This window comes from Methylobacterium terricola (assembly GCF_006151805.1).
In the GTDB taxonomy this organism is placed as follows: domain Bacteria; phylum Pseudomonadota; class Alphaproteobacteria; order Rhizobiales; family Beijerinckiaceae; genus Methylobacterium; species Methylobacterium terricola.
The window spans coordinates 20657-36980 of sequence record NZ_VDDA01000017.1; the positions used below are offsets into that span (position 1 = coordinate 20657).

A 16324-nucleotide genomic window follows, 5' to 3' on the forward strand; every position below is an offset into this window, starting at 1 on the left:
ATGTTCGACACCCAGCAGCCCGATCTGGCGCGCGATGCCCGCCACCTGCGCCTCGACACCCTGGTACGCCTGCGCTGGCTGGCGGTGGCCGGCCAGGGCGCCGCGGTGGCCGGGGCCCATCTCGGGCTCGGTCTGCCGCTGCCGTTCGGCTGGTGCTTCCTGGTCATCGCCGCCTCGTCCTGGCTCAACCTCACCCTCCGGATCCGCTACCCGGCGAGCCACCGGCTCAGCGACGACGCCGCGGCGTTGCTGCTCGCCTTCGACATCATCCAGCTCGCCGCCCTGCTCTTCCTCACCGGGGGCCTGCAGAACCCGTTCGCGCTCCTGTTCCTCGCCCCGGTCCTGATCTCCGCCACCGCCCTCCCCCCGGCCCGGACTCTGGCGCTCGGCCTCCTCGCGGTCGGCCTCTCGACGCTGCTCGCCCTGGTCTACCGGCCGCTGCCGTGGTTCGCCGGCCAGACGCTCGAACTGCCGTTCCTGTACGTGTCGGGCGTCTGGACCGCGATCCTGCTCGGAACCGCCTTTACGGGAGTTTACGCCTGGCGCGTGGCCGAGGAGGCGCGCCAGCTCGCCCAGGCGCTCGCCGCGACCGAGCTGGTGCTCGCCCGCGAGCAGCACCTGTCGCAGCTCGACGGGCTGGCGGCGGCGGCGGCCCACGAGCTCGGCACGCCGCTGGCCACCATCACGGTGGTGGCCAAGGAACTCGACCGCCAGCTCGGCCCCTCGGCGAGCCCGAGCGTCGCCGAGGATCTGGCGCTCCTGCGCGACCAGGTCGAGCGCTGCCGCGGCATCCTCGCCAAGCTCACCTCGCTCGACGCCGACCAGGGCGGCTTCATCGAGACAATCTCGCTCAGCCACCTCGTCGAGGAACTGGTGGCGCCCCAGCGCGCCCTCGGCATCATCCTCGACGTGACGACGAAGGGCGACGGACCGGAGCCGGCCTGCCGGCGCAATCCCGGGGTCATGTTCGGCCTCGGCAACATCGTCGACAACGCGATCGACTTCGCCGAGAGCTGCGTCTCGATCGAGGCGCGCTGGGGACCCGAGCGGGTCTCGCTCGAGATCCGCGACGACGGGCCGGGCTTCGCCCCGGAGGTGCTGCTGCGGGTCGGCGAGCCCTATGTCAGCACCCGCAGCGCGACGAAGGCCGGACCGGAGGGCGGGACCGGGCTCGGCCTCGGCCTGTTCATCGCCAAGACGCTGATCGAGCGCTCCGGCGCCCAGCTGAACCTCGCCAATGCGGTCGATCCCTCGACCGGCGCGGTGGTGCGAATCGTTTGGCCACGTCACGTTTTCGAGAGGGAGGCGAAAGGCCACCGAAACCCGGGTACGGGCGGCGGCGCACCCCTGACGCAGGCCCGCGACGTTCCTATATAACGCTCTGAAACTGCTGATTGAAAGCTGGAGGAGCGTCGTTTGATGACGCAGTACGGAACACTCAGCCCGGAGGCCTCGGCCGGCACCATCCCGGAGGGCGACGCCCTCCTCAACCATGCCGACCGCAGCCTGCTGATCGTGGATGACGACAAGCCGTTCTCGACCCGCCTCGCCCGGGCCATGGAGGCACGCGGCTACAAGGTGCACGTGGCGGAAAGCGTCGCCGAGGGCGTCTCGGCCGTCGACGCGCAGCCGCCGGCCTTCGCGGTGATCGACATGCGGCTCGGCGACGGCAACGGCCTCGACGTGATCGCCCGCCTGAAGGAACGCCGGCCCGAGGCCCGCGGCGTGATCCTGACCGGCTACGGCAACATCGCCACCGCGGTGACCGCCGTGAAGCTCGGCGCCTTCGACTACCTGGCGAAGCCCGCCGATGCCGACGAGATCCACGGCACCCTGATGGCCGAGCCCGGCGAACGCGCCGACCCGCCGGAGAACCCGATGTCGGCCGACCGGGTGCGCTGGGAGCACATCCAGCGCGTCTACGAGTTGTGCGGCCGCAACGTCTCGGAGACGGCGCGCCGGCTCAACATGCACCGGCGTACGTTGCAGCGCATCCTGGCCAAGCGTGCTCCGCGCTGAGGCCGTGGAATGGGGTCGAGGAGGGCCCGGTGCCGCGAGGTGCCGGGCCCTTCCTATTCCGGGCACCCGACGCTTGTCCGTGACGCAATGCGCGGATTACCCTCGCCTCGCCCCTCGTCGAACCCCGGGAACGTCGCCGTGGCTACGCACCTCGCCTACACCGCTCTCCCCGCCGGATCTTCACTGATTCACGAACTCGATCAGGTCGAAGTCCGCACGGACGTCGAAGGGGACGAAGGAGAAACCATTCGGCAGGGCTCGCGCGGAACCGTCTTGTCCGTCCTCGGCGACGGCGCGGCGTACTTGGTCGAGTTCGGCAGCCAGAGGCTCTCGGAGACGGGCCACCCAATCCCGGTCTTCGCGACGATCGAGCTGGGAAACTTGACGCCTGTGCCGGAGGCGACACGTGCCGATCTCACATCCAGCGTCTCCCACTAGTTTCGCGATCGATACGCGTAAGATCTCCGGCTATCTTCTAAACTCGCTTCATCCAAGCGGCGGACCCAAAGCACGATATTTCGCAAGCTACGGGTTCGATGCATCGGCGCCGGATCTCCTAGCGGCCGCACTGCTCGAACATCCCATACTGTCGAGCAGCGTCGCACAGCCACCGAAGATCACAGCTTACGACGTACGGTATGCCTTCGAAGGGCCGCTCAACGCGCCGGCAGGCCTCACCGGCAGGGTGAGGTCCGTCTGGCAAGTTCTGCCGACGGGACCCGATCGGACGGCTCATCACCGCCTACCCATTCTGATCCGGGCTCGCCCTGTTCCAGGGGCGGTACGGCGGTACCCGGCGTCTCATATCGTCGCGCCTTCGAACGGATCCGTTCGAAGGCGCAAGGCAAGCCCGAACGGGCGCCGGCGCCGATGCGCCGGACGCCTTGGCATCGACGTGTCGATGCCAAGGCGTGAGGGTATCACACCCCCGCCGCCCCGCCATCCGACCGTGGATCGTGCGTCGCCTCGACTCGCCCGTTGCCGGGATGGCGCACCAGCAGCCCGGCATGGCCCAGCGAATCGATGTACGACCCGCCCAGCTCCTCGACCTCGTGTCCCATCCGCGACAAGGCCGCGATGCAGGACGATTCGAACCGATCCTCGACCTTCACGCTCATCGATTCGGCGCCCCAGGTGCGTCCGAACAGGAAGCGCGGCGCGTCGACCGCCTCGGCCACGCCCATCCCGTACGACGCGTAGCGGGTGAAGACCTGGGCCTGGAATTGCGGCTGCCCGTCGCCGCCCATGCTGCCGTAGGCCAGCACCCGCCCGTCGGCCAGCACCGCCAAAGCCGGGTTGAGGGTGTGGAACGGCCGCCGCCCCGGTTCCAGCGGATTGACCGCCTTCGGATCGAGGGAGAAGGCGAGGCCCCGATTCTGCCACGCGAGGCCGGTGCGCGGCAGGACGAGGCCCGAGCCGAATTCCCAGTAGACCGACTGGATGTAGGAGACCGCGACGCCGCTCGCATCGATCGCCCCCATCCACACCGTGTCCCCGTCGCCGACCGGGCGGACGGGATACGGCGAGGCGCGGTCCATCCGGATCGCCGCGGCCTCCGCCTCCAGGCGCCCGGGCGTGAGAAAACTCGCGGGGTCGTGGCGCAGGCGGTCGAAATCGGTGACGACGGCGTCGCGGATCCGGAAAGCGCGCTTCGTCGCCTCGATCAGGCCGTGGTAATGCGCTGCCGTCTCGGGTCGGATGGTGCCGAGACGCTCGTAGAGACCGAGGATCAGCAGCGCCGCGAGGCCTTGGCTCGGCGGCGGGCAATTGTAGACCGTCGCGCCCGACAGCTTCAGTGACAGAGGCGCCCGCGAGACGGCCCGGTAGCGCTCGATGTCGCCGCGGGTGACCGGGCTGCCGGCCCGTTCGAGGTCGGCGGCGATCTCGCGGCCGATATCGCCGCGGTAGAAGTCGTCGAGCCCGGCATGGCCGAGCTGCTCCAGGGTCGCGGCGAGGGCCGGCAGCGCCCGCCTGGTGCCGGCCTTCGGCGGCATCCCGTCGATCAGGAAGGTCTCGCGAAAACCCGGCTGGTCGTGGAGCGTGTCGAGTTCCTTCGGCACGTAGCGCGCTTCCGAAGGCGACACCGCGACGCCCTCGCGGGCGTGCCGGACCGCGTCGGAGAGGAGGAGGTCGAGGGGCAGCCGGCCTCCCAGGTCACCGGCGATCGCGTGCGCGAGCGCCCAGCCGCCGACCGCGCCGGCCACCGTGAGCGCCGCATCCGGCCCGCGCTCGGGGATCGCGTCGTAGCCCTTGTCGCGGTAGCGCCTGATCGTCGCGAGGCTGCCGGCCGGTCCGCACGCCTCGATCGCCCGCACCACGCCGTTCGGCCCGCGGATCAGCCAGAAGCCGTCGCCGCCGAGGCCGTTCATGTGGGGATAGACCACCGCGATCGTCGCCGCCATGGCGAGCATCGCCTCGACGGCGTTGCCGCCCTCTTCGAGGATCGCCCGGCCGGCCTCGGCCGCGAGGTGGTGGGGGGCCGCGCAGGCGGCGCGGGAGAAGACGGGGGTCTCGGGCATCGGGGGTTTGGATGACTCTCGGCTTAACGTCACGTGACGATGCGGTCATGCGGGGCCCGCGCGGTTGCGCCGGCCCCGGTGTTCAGGCTAGTCCCCGCAGCCATGAAACGATAGGCGCCTCGCGCGCCCGTCGCCCCGCCACACCGGACAAGGGTCAGGCCGCGTGCCCGCATCAGCTTCCCTCAAGCCCCGCAGCCTCGTCACCATCCTCAGCATCATGGTGCTGGTCGGCGTCGAGGTGTTCGCGGTCGCAATCGCGGCGGGCTGGGCGCTCGCCGGCATCTTCGAGCTCGGCGACACCGTCGGCCACATCCTGATGGTGCTGTTCAGCCTGATGGCCCTGTACATCATGGTCCAGCTCTGGCGCCGGGCCACCAGCATCGAGCCGATCCGCTAGAGGGCTCGCCGCCATGATCGACCGTCGTACGCTGCTCGCCGGCGCCGCGCTCCTGCTCGGTTCCGGGCCCCAAGGGTTGAGCCAGGCGCTGAGCGCCGAGCTGCCCCTCGGCCAGCCCGAGGCCTTCAGCTTCGAGGCCCTGAAGGCACGGGCGCGGGAGATGGCCTCCCGCCCCTACGCGGCGCCGGCGGTGCCCGACCGCGACGTGCTGCAGGCGATCGACTACGACGCCCACGGCAAGCTGAAATACAAGCCCGACCACGCCCTGTGGGCCGACGGCCCGAGCGCCTTCCCGGTCACGTTCTTCCATCTCGGCCGCTACTTCCAGAAGCCGGTGTGGATGCACGTGGTCGAGGGGGGCCAGGCCCGCGAGATCATCTACGATCCGGCCGCCTTCGAGATGCCGGCCGATTCGCCGGCCCGGCGCCTGCCGCCGAATCCGGGCTTCGCCGGCTTCCGCTTCCAGGAGCGCCGCGGCGGCCCCCCTGACTGGCGCCGCAACGACTGGGTCGCCTTTCTCGGCGCCTCGTACTTCCGGGCGATCGGCGAGCTCTACCAGTACGGCCTCTCGGCAAGGGGCCTCGCCCTCGACACCGTGATGGCGGACCGGCCGGAGGAATTCCCGGACTTCACCCATGTCTGGTTCGAGACCCCGGCGCCGGATTCCGACACCGTCACGGTCCTGACGCTCCTCGACGGCCCCTCGGCGGCGGGCGCCTATCGCTTCAAGATGCGCCGCACCCAGGCGGTGGTGATGGACATCGAGGCGAGCCTGCACCTGCGCAAGGACGTCGGACGCTTCGGCCTGGCGCCCCTGACCTCGATGTACTGGTTCTCCGAGACCGCCAAGCCGACCGCCGTCGACTGGCGGCCGGAGGTGCACGATTCGGACGGCCTGGCTTTGTGGACCGGCACCGGCGAGCGGATCTGGCGCCCGTTGCGCAACCCGCCCCGCACCATGGTCTCGGCCTTCTCCGACGAGCGCCCGCGCGGCTTCGGCCTGATGCAGCGCGACCGCCTGTTCGACCATTACCAGGACGGCGTCTACTACGACCGGCGGCCCTCGCTCTGGGTCGAGCCGCTCGGCGACTGGGGCAAGGGCAGCGTCCAGCTGGTCGAGAACGCCACCGACGACGAGATCCACGACAACGTCGTGGCGATGTGGGTGCCCAGCGAGCCCGCCCGCGCCGGCTCCTCGCACGACCTCGCCTACCGCCTGCACTGGGTCGCGGGCGAGCCCTATCCGAGCTACCTCGCCCGGGTCGTCGCGACCCGCGAGGGCAATGGCGGCCAGGCCGGCACCGACCGGCCGAAGGGCGTGCGCAAGTTCGTGGTCGAGTTTTTGGGCGAGCCCTTAGGCCGGTTGCCGGCCGGGGTGAAGCCGGAGCCGGTGCTCACGGCGTCGCGCGGCACCTTCCCGCTCGCCCGCACCGAGGCGGTGCCGGACGACGTGCCGGGCCATTGGCGGGCCGAGTTCGACCTGGCGGTGACCGGAGCGGAGCCGGTGGAGTTGCGGCTCTTCCTGCGCCTGGGCCAGGAGACGCTGAGCGAGACCTGGACGTATCAGTATATTCCGGCGGCGTGAGTGACGCTCGGAGGCGTTCGATACCCTCGGCCGTCATCCTGGGGCCGTGAAGCGCGCCCCGGGACGATGCGGTGAGGGGAAGACCGACGCCAAACCTATCTTCCCGCGAGAAAAAAGCCCCGCGGCTCACGCCGCGGGGCTTTTTTCATCGCGTCACCCGGTCAGGCCGTGTCAGCCCACCCGCACCCGCCAGATCTCCTCGGCGTATTCCCGCATCGTGCGGTCCGACGAGAACCACGCTGTGCGCGCCGTGTTGAGGATCGCCGAGCGCCACCAGGTCCGCGGCTTGCGCCAGGCCGCGTCGACCTCGCGCTGCGCCCGCCAGTAATCGTCGAAATCGGCAGTGAGCAGGAACCGGTCACCGTGGGTGAGCTCGTCGACGAGGGGACGGAAGCGGCCCGGCTCGCCCGGCGAGAAGCCGCCCGCTGCGATCAGATCGAGGGCGCCGCGCAGACGGGCCGAGGCCGCGATGGCGCGGCCGGCATAGCCGGGCTCGCTCTGGGTACGCTGCACCCCGGCCGCGTCGAGGCCGAAGATGAAGATGTTGTCGGACCCGACATGGTCCTTGATTTCGATGTTGGCGCCGTCGAGCGTGCCGATGGTGAGCGCGCCGTTGAGCGCCAGCTTCATGTTGCCGGTGCCCGAAGCCTCGAGGCCCGCGGTCGAGATCTGCTCCGACAGGTCGGCCGCCGGGATGATCGCTTCGGCGAGGCTGACCGAGTAGTTCGGCACGAAGGCCACCGTCAGGCGGCCGGCCACGTCCGGATCGGCGTTGACGCGCTTGGCCACGTCGCTGGCGAGCCGGATGATCAGCTTGGCCTGGTGATAGCTCGGCGCCGCCTTGCCGGCGAACAGCTTGACCCGGGGCGTCCAGTCGCGGTGCGGCTCCGCCTTGATCGCCTGGTAGAGCGCGACCGTCTCCAGGATGTTGAGGAGCTGGCGCTTGTACTCGTGGATGCGCTTGATCTGGACGTCGAACAGGGCCTCCGGATCGAGGGCGATGCCGGTGCGCTCCTCGACGACGCGGGCGAGCGCTTCCTTGCGCTCGCGGCGCACCGCCGCGTAGCGCGCCTGGAAGGCGGCATCGTCGGCGAAGGCGGCGAGCCCCTCGAGGTGGCGCGGATCGTCGAGCACCTTCGCACCCAAAGCCTCGACGGCGAGCGCGGTGAGGCCCGGATTGGCGTTGTGGAGCCAGCGCCGGAAGGTGATGCCGTTGGTCTTGTTGACGATCTTGTCGGTGTCGAGGGCGTGGAGCGGCGCGAACACCGTCTGGCGCATCAGCTCGGTGTGGAGCGCCGAGACGCCGTTGACCCGCCGGGCACCGAGGAAGGCGAGATGGCCCATGCGGACGCGCTTGCCGTGGCTCTCGTCGATCAGCGAGACCTCGGCGAGTTTCTCGGGCGACGTGCCGTGCTTCGACACCTCCTCCAGGTGCATCCAGTTGATCAGGTAGATGATCTGCATGTGGCGCGGCAGCAGCCGCTCCATCAGCTCCACCGGCCAGGTCTCCAGGGCCTCCGGCATCAGGGTGTGGTTGGTGTAGCCGAGCGTCTGGGTCGTGACGTGCCAGGCATCCTCCCAGGCCAGGCCGTGCACGTCGACGAGGAGCCGCATCAGCTCCGGCACGGCGATGGCCGGGTGGGTGTCGTTGAGCTGGATCGCGGCATGGTCGGGCAGCGAGCGCAGGTCGCCGCGCTCGGCGACGTGGCGGCGCACCAGGTCCTGCAGCGAGGCCGAGGTGAAGAAGAATTCCTGGCGCAGGCGCAGCTCCTGGCCGGCCGGCGTGCCGTCGCTCGGGTAGAGCACCCGCGAGATCGCCTCGGCCCGGGCGCGCTCGGCGACCGCCCCGACATGGTCGCCGGCATTGAAGCGGGCGAGGTCGATCGCCTCGGGGGCGCGGGCGGCCCACAGGCGCAGCGCGTTGACGTGCTTGGCGCCCCGCCCGATGACCGGGGTGTCGTACGGAACCGCGCGCACGGTCTCGGCCGGGCGCCAGACGCGGCGGAGCGTGCCGTCCGGCTGGACGCTCATCACCACGTCGCCGCCGAAGCCGACCTCGCAGGCCGCCTCCGCCCGCTCGAACTCCCAGGGATTGCCCTCGGACAGCCAAGTCTCCGGCACCTCGCGCTGCACGCCGTCCTCGATCACCTGCCGGAACAGGCCGTGATCGTAGCGGATGCCGTAGCCGTAGGCGGGAATCGCGAGGCTCGCCATGCTCTCCATGAAGCAGGCGGCCAGCCGCCCGAGGCCGCCATTGCCGAGCGCCGCGTCGGGCTCGGCACCCGCCACCGCCTCGAGGTCGACGTCGAGCCCGGCGAGCGCCGCCCGCACCGTCTCGGCGACGCCGAGATTGCCCATCGCGTCGGAGAGAAGGCGCCCGATCAGGAATTCGAGGGAGAGATAGTGCACGCGCTTCGGCGGCACGATCCCGGCGGTGATCGCGCTCGCGGCGACCGCGCGGTCGCGGAGCGCCAAGGCCGTCGCCACGAACCAGTCGCGGTCGCGGGCGGTGGCGGGCGTCTTGCCCAGGCCGTAGGCGAGCTTGGCCAGGATCGCGGTGCGCATCACCGTGACCTCGTCGCCCGCGGGGGCGGCGGGCGCCGCCTGCGGCATCCAGGAGCGCGCCGAGTCGGAGCCGTGCGACGCCTGCGCGTCCTGCCGAGACTCGTCGCGCTGGCGACCGGACAGAATAACCTCGTTCAGCACCTTGGAACCCCCTTCCCTGCCGCAGGTCTCGTGTTGCTGCAGCGCGATCTGGCGTCGCGTGCCGTGCAGCAAACCTTCGGCCACGGCAGCATCGTGTGGCTGTGGAACGTCGATGTCGAGACGCCGGGACAAGCTCGGCCACGCGATTGACCGCGTGTTGCTGTCCCGACACGTCTCACGGAAACGAGACTTGATTTTGGCGAAGCGGCCTGAAGCGAGTGTGAACGCTTTCGAGGTCGCTCGCAGGCCGGACCTTATGGTGAGCAATTGCCCCCAGGGAAGGGCCGACCGGCAGACCTGGCTTGCACTTTCGGTCTAGCCCGACCGGCGCGCCGCACCGTCCTTCGGACGGAACGGCGCCGGAGTGATGAGCCCGGCCGGGGCGCTGCCCCCTCCCCGCCGGTCTCGTCGCCGGCGACGTCGCGGCCGCCGGTGATGCGGGCTTGCCACGCTCGGCCTCTCGCGGCCGCGGGCGAGGAACCGGATGCGGCGGACCGGCTTCCCAGCAAGGCACAGCCGCAACCGCCATCGTTATAGGGGTTAGGGCCTGCCGGCTCAACCCCAGCCCGCAATCGAATTGCGCCCAACGGGCGCCTGCAGGAGTGCAGCATGACCGAGGACGCGAAGCCCGCAGGCCCGGACGCGGCGCCGGCCCGGTTGCTGGCAGGCGAGCTATGGTGGAAGGCGGGCATCGTCTACCAGGTCTATCCGCGCTCCTTCCAGGACACGAACGGCGACGGCGTCGGCGACATCCAGGGCGTGACGGCGCGCCTCGACTACCTCGCCTGGCTCGGCGTCGATGCCCTGTGGCTCTCGCCGGTCTGCCGCTCGCCGATGGCGGATTACGGCTACGACGTCTCGGATTACTGCGACATCGACCCGCTCTTCGGCACGCTCGCCGATTTCGATGCCCTGGTGGCGGAAGCCCATCGCCGCCGCCTGCGGGTGATCATGGATTTCGTGCCAAACCACAGCTCGCAGGAGCATCCGTGGTTCCGGGAATCCCGGGCGTCGCGCGACAACCCGAAGCGCGACTGGTACATCTGGCGCGAGCCGGCGGCCGATGGCGGTCCGCCGAACAACTGGATCAGCAATTTCGGCGGCCCGGCCTGGACCCTCGATCCGGCGACGGGGCAATACTACTACCACGCCTTCCTGAGCGAGCAGCCCGACCTGAACTGGCGCAACCCTGAGGTTCGCGCCGCGATGACGAACGTGCTGCGCTTCTGGCTCGACCGCGGCGTCGACGGCTTCCGGGTCGACGTGATCTGGCACCTGATGAAGGACGAGGCTCTCCGCGACAACCCGGTCAACCCGCACTACGTCCCGGGCGAGCCGGAGATCAACAGCCTGGTCCAGCTCCATTCCGCCGACCAGCCCGAGGTGATGCAGGTCATCGCCGAGATGCGGGCGGTGCTGGAGGAATACGACGCCCGGGTGCTGATCGGCGAGATCTACCTGCCGCTGGAGCGGCTCGTCGCCTATTACGGCACCGACCTGTCGGGCGCGCACCTGCCGTTCAACTTCCAGCTGATCCAGACGCCGTGGCACGCCCAGGCCGTGGCGGACCTGGTGGCCGAGTACGAGGCGGCCCTGCCCGCCGGCGGCTGGCCGAACTGGGTGCTCGGCAACCACGACCAGCCGCGCATCGCCGCGCGGGTCGGCGATGCGCAGGCACGGGTGGCGGCGGTGCTGCTCCTCACCCTGCGCGGCACGCCGACGCTCTATTACGGCGACGAGATCGGCCTGGGCCGGGTGCCGATCCCGCCCGAGCGCGTCCGTGACCCGTGGGAGCACAACGAGCCCGGCCGCGGCCGCGACCCGGAGCGCACGCCGATGCAATGGGCGCCCGGGCCCCAGGCCGGGTTCTCCACCGTCGAGCCCTGGCTGCCGCTCGACCCGCACGCCCAGACCCGCAACGTCGAGCACCTGCGCGACGATCCCGCCTCGATCCTGACCCTGCACCGCCGCCTGATCGCGCTCCGGCGCGAGCATCCGGCCTTGAGCATCGGCGCCTACCGGGCGGTCTCCAGCGCCGGCGACGTCCTCGTGTACGAGCGCCTGCACGGCGACGCGGTCGTCCGAATCGCCCTCAATTTCGGGCACGAGGCTTGCAGAACCGAAGTGCCACCCGGGCCGGGCTGGGAGGTGCTCCTGTCGAGCGCCGGCGGCCGACGCGGCGAGGGCCCACAGGATGGGCATTTCGCACTCGCGGGAGACGAGGCGCTGGTGCTCGCCCGGCGCACGCCCGAGGCCGGCGGCTGATCCGACCATGACCCGCCTAAGCCCTGCACCCGACGCGGCATAGCTTTGCGAGGCGGCACGGATCGCGCTCTCGTCTTCCGATTACGTACATTTTTCTTGCCGCGCACGCGCGGCATGATATTGTGCAGTGCACTGGAACCGAGACAGGAATTGCGCGTTGTCGTGGCGGTACGCCGCGGCATCGTCCGCTCGCAGTCCGTCCGGCTCGCGGCGTGGGGGCATTTCATGACATTTCCGGCGTCGGCATGGTCGGCTACCCAAGCGCCGGCATTGTCGCCTGACGACTCCCCCCAGGACGCCATCGAGGCGCTGCGAGGCTCGCTCAAGCCGCGGATCCTCTACGCCACGCCCGAGATGGCGGATTTCATCAAGACCGGCGGCCTCGGCGAGGTTGCGGCCTCCCTGCCCCGGGCCCTGCGCCAGCATTACGACGTGCGGATCCTGATCCCCGGATACCGCCAGGTGGTCGAGCGCCACCCCGACATCCCGGTCGTCGCCCACCTGCCCGGCAGCGCCGAGATGCCGCCCTGCGACCTCGGCCTGATCGAGACCGGCGACGGACTGCCCGTCTACGTGATCCTCTGCGACGCCCTCTACGAGCGCGACGGCTCGCCCTACGGCGACCAGGGCGTGGATTTCGCCGACAACGACCTGCGCTTCGGCCGGCTCAGCCTCGCGGCGGTCGAGATCGCGCAAGGGGCCGACCCCGAGTGGCGCGCCGACCTCCTCCACCTCAACGACTGGCAGACGGCTTTGGCGCCGGCCTACCTGGCTTGGCGCGGCCAGCGCACGCCGACCGTGCTCACCATCCACAACCTCGCCTATCAGGGCCTGTTCCCGTGGGAGAATCTCGGCCGCCTCGGCGTGCCGGAGAGCGCCTTCCACATCGACGGCGTCGAGTTCTACGGCAAGCTGTCGTTCCTCAAGGCCGGCCTGTTCTACGCCTCGCACGTCACCACCGTCAGCGAGACCTACGCCCACGAGATCACCACTCCCGAATTCGGCTGCGGCCTCGACGGGCTGCTGCGCACCCGGGCCCATCAGGGCCGGCTCGCCGGCATCCTCAACGGCATCGACGAGAGCTGGGACCCCCGCACCGATCCCCTCCTCGCCACCCGTTTCGAGCCCGACGATTGGAAGGGCAAGCGCGCCAATGCCGACGCGGTGCGCACCCGCTTCGGCCTCGGCGTGTCGCGCGGGCCGCTCTTCGCCATCGTGTCGCGCCTCGTGCACCAGAAGGGCGTCGACCTGACCCTCGCGGCAGCCGAAGCGATCGTGGCCGAGGGCGGGCAGCTCGTGGTCACCGGCCAGGGCGAGCCGCGCTTCGAGGCCGCCTTCCTCGATCTCGCCCGGCGCCATCCCGGCGCGGTCGGGGTGCGGGTCGGCTTCGAGGAGACCGACGCCCACCGGATGTTCGCCGGCAGTGACTTCCTTCTGATGCCGTCGCGCTTCGAGCCCTGCGGCCTCGCCCAGATGTACGCCCAGCGCTTCGGCTCGTTGCCGATCGCCCACCGCACCGGCGGTCTCGCCGATACGGTCGAGGACGGCGTCACCGGCTTCCTGTTCGGCGAAGCCTCGCTCAAGGGCCTGAGCGGCGCCATCCGCCGTGCCTTCGACACCTTCGCGTCGAAGCGCCGGCTCGGCGCGATGCGCCGCAGCGCCATGTCGCGCGACTTCGGCTGGGACAAGGCCGCCGACGGCTATTCCTCGCTGTACACCCGCGTCGTCGGCAACGGGGCGGACCTGATGCGTGGGCGCGCGGTGGCCTGATCGGGGACCTGGTCCCGCCTACGCGACAAGCCATTCCGTCATGATTTTTCCTCGACCCCGCAGTGCCGACCGCACCGCGGGGTCGTTTGCCGTCGCGGCCGTCGGACGCCAGGGCATCCGGCTCGGACTCCGTCGTCACACGGCAGGTCCCATCATCTGAAGTCCGGGAACGGCCCTGACGTGAGGCTCCGGCCGGATGCGGGTTCGGCCCGTCACGGGCGTCCGGAATCCTGGCTCGGCACCCCCGCTCGTCTCGACGGCCATCGATGACGTAGCGGCAAGAATTTTTACACTCCTCCGGGGGCATCCTGACGTTAGGATCCCCAGAGGAGCGCCGATTTTGCTCGCCACCGGCAGTCTCATCTACTCCCTTGAACAAGCCCGGTTCAAGGCCCTCGCCTCTACCTGCATCCCGTTGTTCGTGGCGCTGTGCGGTGTGGCGGGCGCGGTCTCCTTCGTTCATGCCGGGCTCGCGCCGTGGTGGAGCTGGGCCGTTTTCGTCCCGCTGTTCCTCCTGCCGAAGGGCTACTTCTGGTTCGCCCTTCTGTATCGCCGTCGCAATGCGATCCCGTCCCCCGAAGAATGCGCCCGCACGCTGCGCATCGTCGGCATCGAGCTTGTCGTGGGTCTCTCGGTCATCGTCGGCTGGGAGGTGTGGCTGTCACAATGGTCGACACCGGACGCCCTCATGGTCCTGGCCCTGTGCATGGGCGGGCAGATGGTCTTCCTCCTGTTCGGCTTTCTCCACCTGCGCAAGGCATCGGTGCTGTGCGCCAGCGTCTGCGTCGTCGGCATGCTGTACATGGCGAAGCGCGCGGGTTCGGACATCTCTGGATTGCTCGTCCTGTTGAGCGGTGGCGTCGCCGGCCTCGCCTATGTGGCCTATCTGCATATCCGGGATTTCGTCGGGCTGGTGACCTCGCGGATCCTGGTCGACGCCAAGAGCCAGGAGATCGCGGCCAAGGCCCGCGAGGTCGCTGCCCTCAGCGAGCAGAACTATCGCATCGCCAACACCGACATGCTGACCGAGATCGGCAACCGACGCCGCTGCTTCCGCGACCTCGAACAGGCGCTCGCGACGGCGCGCGAGAGCGGTGGCCTGGTCTCGTTCGCGATCATCGACCTCGACGGGTTCAAGACGGTCAACGACAGCCACGGCCATCTCGTGGGTGACCGGCTGCTCCGGGCAATGGCCTTGCGGCTGCAGGACATCATCGCGCCGCATGGCGACATCTACCGCCTGGGCGGCGACGAGTTCGCCTTCATCGCGACAGGCTCGGCCGACGGCGACCGGCTGCTCGAGATCGGTCAGACCGTCATCGATGCCGTCCACACGCCGATCGAGGTCGGCGATCTGCGCCTCCTGCTCGGTTGCTCGGTCGGCTTCGCGACCTTCCCGACCATGGCGGAGACCATCACCGAACTCTACGACCGCGCCGACTACGCCCTGTTCAACGCCAAGCGCACCGGCCGCCTGAAGCCGGTGGTGTTCAGCCAGGAGCACGAGCGCGACGTGCGCGAGATGGCGCTGATGGAACGCACCCTGCGGGAGGCCGACCTCGACGCCGAATTCTTCCTCACGTTCCAGCCGATCGTCGACTCGCACGAGGACAGGACCCTGCTGCTCGAATGCCTGGCGCGGTGGCAGAGCCCGGTTCTCGGCTTCGTCTCGCCGGGGCGGTTCATCGTGGCGGCCGAGCAATCCGGCTTCATCTCGAACCTGACCCCGGTCCTCCTGAGAAAGGCGCTCGCGGCGATCAAGCAATGGCCGGACGAGGTCGGCATCTCGTTCAACCTGTCGGGCCACGACATCGTCGCCTCCGAGAAGGTCCTCGCCCTGATCGCGATCCTGATGCAGAGCGGCGTGTCGCCGCGCCGCGTCGAGTTCGAGGTGACCGAGACCGCGCTGATGATGAACCTCGACGAGGCGCTGGCCAACATCCATCGCTTGAAGGCGACCGGCGCGCGCATCTCGCTCGACGATTTCGGCACCGGCTACTCGTCCTTGAGCCAGATCCAGAAGCTGCCGCTCGACAAGATCAAGGTCGACGGAAGCTTCGTGCGCGACCTCGAGAAGAACGAGGCGAGCCGCAAGATCGTCAGCTCGGTCAGCGCGCTGTCGCGCGACCTATCCCTGTCCTGCGTCGTGGAGGGCGTGGAGACGCGCGAGCAGCTCGACATCCTCCAGGGCATCGGCTGCCGCCTGATCCAGGGCTACTTCTACTCGAAGCCGATGCGCGAGGAGGATGTCGGCCGATTCCTGGAACAGCAATCGGGCGTGCGGTCGGCGGCCCGGGCCTGAACTTCCCCCCCCCCTCCCCTGGCGGATCGTCATCAACCCCGCGGCGCGACCGGCGCCGCGGGGTCGATCGCGTTCGAGGGCTCCCCGCAGCCGCGACGGGTGGTCCTGTCTTGACACGTACTCCAACGTCAGCAACACATGAGCACGTGTTCATATGTTGAGGAGAGGGTGTGCGGCCCCTGTTGCCCGAGCAGGTCGCGGACGTGGCGGAGGTCTTCCGGCTCCTCGGCGAGCCCAACCGCCTGCGCATCGTGCTCGCCTGCCTGGAGACGGAACGCACGGTCGGCGAGCTCGGCGAGACGCTGGCGCTGTCGCAGTCGCTGACCTCGCACCACCTGCGCCTGCTGCGCACCGCCCGCATCCTGCGCGCGGTGCGCCACGGCCGGCACGTCGCCTACGCGGTCGACGACGACCACGTCCGCGACGTCCTGCGCAACATGGTCGCCCACCTCACCGAGCCGCACGGACACGATCACGACCATACTCACCGAGAGGAACCAGAACCATGACCGGCACGACTGTCGAGACCGTGAAGTGCGCCTGCGAAGATTGCGTCTGCGTGGTGCCCGTCGCCAAGGCGGTGTCGCGCGAGGGCAAGTCCTTCTGCTGCGAGGAATGCGCCGAGGGTCATCCCCACCATGCCGGCTGCGACCACGCCGGCTGCGCCTGCCACGGCTGAATCGTATCGGGGTCGCACCGGCCCCGAAATCGTCTAGACAGGCCCCGACCATGGATGCCCGGGCCCCCGCCCGGGCCGGGGA

The 16324-nt window shown here is 69.8% G+C and carries 12 protein-coding genes and 1 pseudogene; 11 read left to right on the top strand and 2 right to left on the bottom strand.

The window, feature by feature from the left end; genetic code table 11:
• The 4 genes and pseudogenes from FF100_RS26245 to FF100_RS38685 form a co-directional block, all read left to right on the top strand.
• Positions 1-1377, top strand: a complete 1377-nt coding sequence (locus FF100_RS26245; RefSeq protein ID WP_139038716.1) for an ActS/PrrB/RegB family redox-sensitive histidine kinase — start codon at positions 1-3, stop codon at positions 1375-1377.
• A 42-nt stretch (positions 1378-1419) separates the two neighbouring features.
• A complete protein-coding gene (locus FF100_RS26250) occupies positions 1420-2019 on the top strand; it encodes an ActR/PrrA/RegA family redox response regulator transcription factor (protein ID WP_139038717.1) in 600 nt (199 codons plus the stop codon).
• Between the two features lie 138 nt (positions 2020-2157).
• The gene (locus FF100_RS26255; RefSeq protein ID WP_139038718.1) at positions 2158-2457 is read left to right on the top strand and encodes a hypothetical protein; all 300 of its coding nucleotides are present in this window, start codon (positions 2158-2160) and stop codon (positions 2455-2457) included.
• Positions 2426-2719, top strand: a pseudogene (locus tag FF100_RS38685) (DUF6883 domain-containing protein); the annotation flags it as partial. The gene FF100_RS26255 and the pseudogene FF100_RS38685, both read left to right, overlap by 32 nt.
• 220 nt (positions 2720-2939) lie before the next feature.
• On the opposite strand, the gene FF100_RS26260 reads toward FF100_RS38685, so the two are convergent.
• On the bottom strand, positions 2940-4538 hold the full coding sequence (locus FF100_RS26260) for a gamma-glutamyltransferase family protein (RefSeq protein WP_139038719.1): 1599 nt from the start codon (positions 4536-4538) through the stop codon (positions 2940-2942).
• Between the two features lie 217 nt (positions 4539-4755).
• On the opposite strand from FF100_RS26260, the gene FF100_RS26265 reads away from it, so the two are divergent.
• A complete protein-coding gene (locus FF100_RS26265; RefSeq protein WP_139038812.1) occupies positions 4756-4935 on the top strand; it encodes a hypothetical protein in 180 nt (59 codons plus the stop codon).
• A 13-nt stretch (positions 4936-4948) separates the two neighbouring features.
• Entirely contained in the window at positions 4949-6520 is a 1572-nt protein-coding gene (locus FF100_RS26270) for an OpgD/OpgG family glucan biosynthesis protein (RefSeq protein WP_139038720.1), read from the top strand.
• Between the two features lie 171 nt (positions 6521-6691).
• Here FF100_RS26270 and FF100_RS26275 read toward each other — a convergent pair whose 3' ends face one another.
• A complete protein-coding gene (locus FF100_RS26275; RefSeq protein ID WP_425463358.1) occupies positions 6692-9133 on the bottom strand; it encodes a glycogen/starch/alpha-glucan phosphorylase in 2442 nt (813 codons plus the stop codon).
• A gap of 702 nt (positions 9134-9835) precedes the next feature.
• Between FF100_RS26275 and FF100_RS26280 the strand changes: the two genes are divergently transcribed.
• The 5 genes from FF100_RS26280 to FF100_RS26300 all read left to right on the top strand — a co-directional run bounded on the left by FF100_RS26280 (position 9836) and on the right by FF100_RS26300 (position 16242).
• Positions 9836-11491, top strand: a complete 1656-nt coding sequence (locus tag FF100_RS26280; protein ID WP_425463356.1) for an alpha-amylase family glycosyl hydrolase — start codon at positions 9836-9838, stop codon at positions 11489-11491.
• Between the two features lie 225 nt (positions 11492-11716).
• Complete coding sequence (gene glgA, locus FF100_RS26285) at positions 11717-13261, top strand: glycogen synthase GlgA (RefSeq protein ID WP_139038721.1); 1545 nt, start codon at positions 11717-11719, stop codon at positions 13259-13261.
• Positions 13262-13601: 340 nt separating this feature from the next.
• Positions 13602-15563 (top strand): putative bifunctional diguanylate cyclase/phosphodiesterase, encoded by a 1962-nt coding sequence (locus FF100_RS26290; protein ID WP_171070334.1) that lies wholly within the window; start codon positions 13602-13604, stop codon positions 15561-15563.
• 170 nt (positions 15564-15733) lie between these two features.
• Positions 15734-16072: an ArsR/SmtB family transcription factor gene (locus FF100_RS26295; RefSeq protein ID WP_171070335.1), complete on the top strand. Its 339-nt coding sequence runs from the start codon at positions 15734-15736 to the stop codon at positions 16070-16072.
• Complete coding sequence (locus FF100_RS26300) at positions 16069-16242, top strand: metallothionein (RefSeq protein ID WP_139038723.1); 174 nt, start codon at positions 16069-16071, stop codon at positions 16240-16242. The genes FF100_RS26295 and FF100_RS26300 overlap by 4 nt, the downstream gene beginning before the upstream one ends.
• Positions 16243-16324: the final 82 nt, after the last annotated feature.

Coding starts and splice junctions, on each gene's coding strand:
- FF100_RS26245 (WP_139038716.1), top strand. CDS start 1: ATGTTCGACACCCAGCAGCCCGATCTGGCGCGCGATGCCCGCCACCTG.
- FF100_RS26265 (WP_139038812.1), top strand. CDS start 4,756: ATGGTGCTGGTCGGCGTCGAGGTGTTCGCGGTCGCAATCGCGGCGGGC.
- FF100_RS26270 (WP_139038720.1), top strand. CDS start 4,949: ATGATCGACCGTCGTACGCTGCTCGCCGGCGCCGCGCTCCTGCTCGGT.
- FF100_RS26260 (WP_139038719.1), bottom strand. CDS start 4,538: ATGCCCGAGACCCCCGTCTTCTCCCGCGCCGCCTGCGCGGCCCCCCAC.
- FF100_RS26300 (WP_139038723.1), top strand. CDS start 16,069: ATGACCGGCACGACTGTCGAGACCGTGAAGTGCGCCTGCGAAGATTGC.
- FF100_RS26250 (WP_139038717.1), top strand. CDS start 1,420: ATGACGCAGTACGGAACACTCAGCCCGGAGGCCTCGGCCGGCACCATC.
- glgA (WP_139038721.1), top strand. CDS start 11,717: ATGACATTTCCGGCGTCGGCATGGTCGGCTACCCAAGCGCCGGCATTG.
- FF100_RS26275 (WP_425463358.1), bottom strand. CDS start 9,133: ATGCCGCAGGCGGCGCCCGCCGCCCCCGCGGGCGACGAGGTCACGGTG.
- FF100_RS26280 (WP_425463356.1), top strand. CDS start 9,836: ATGACCGAGGACGCGAAGCCCGCAGGCCCGGACGCGGCGCCGGCCCGG.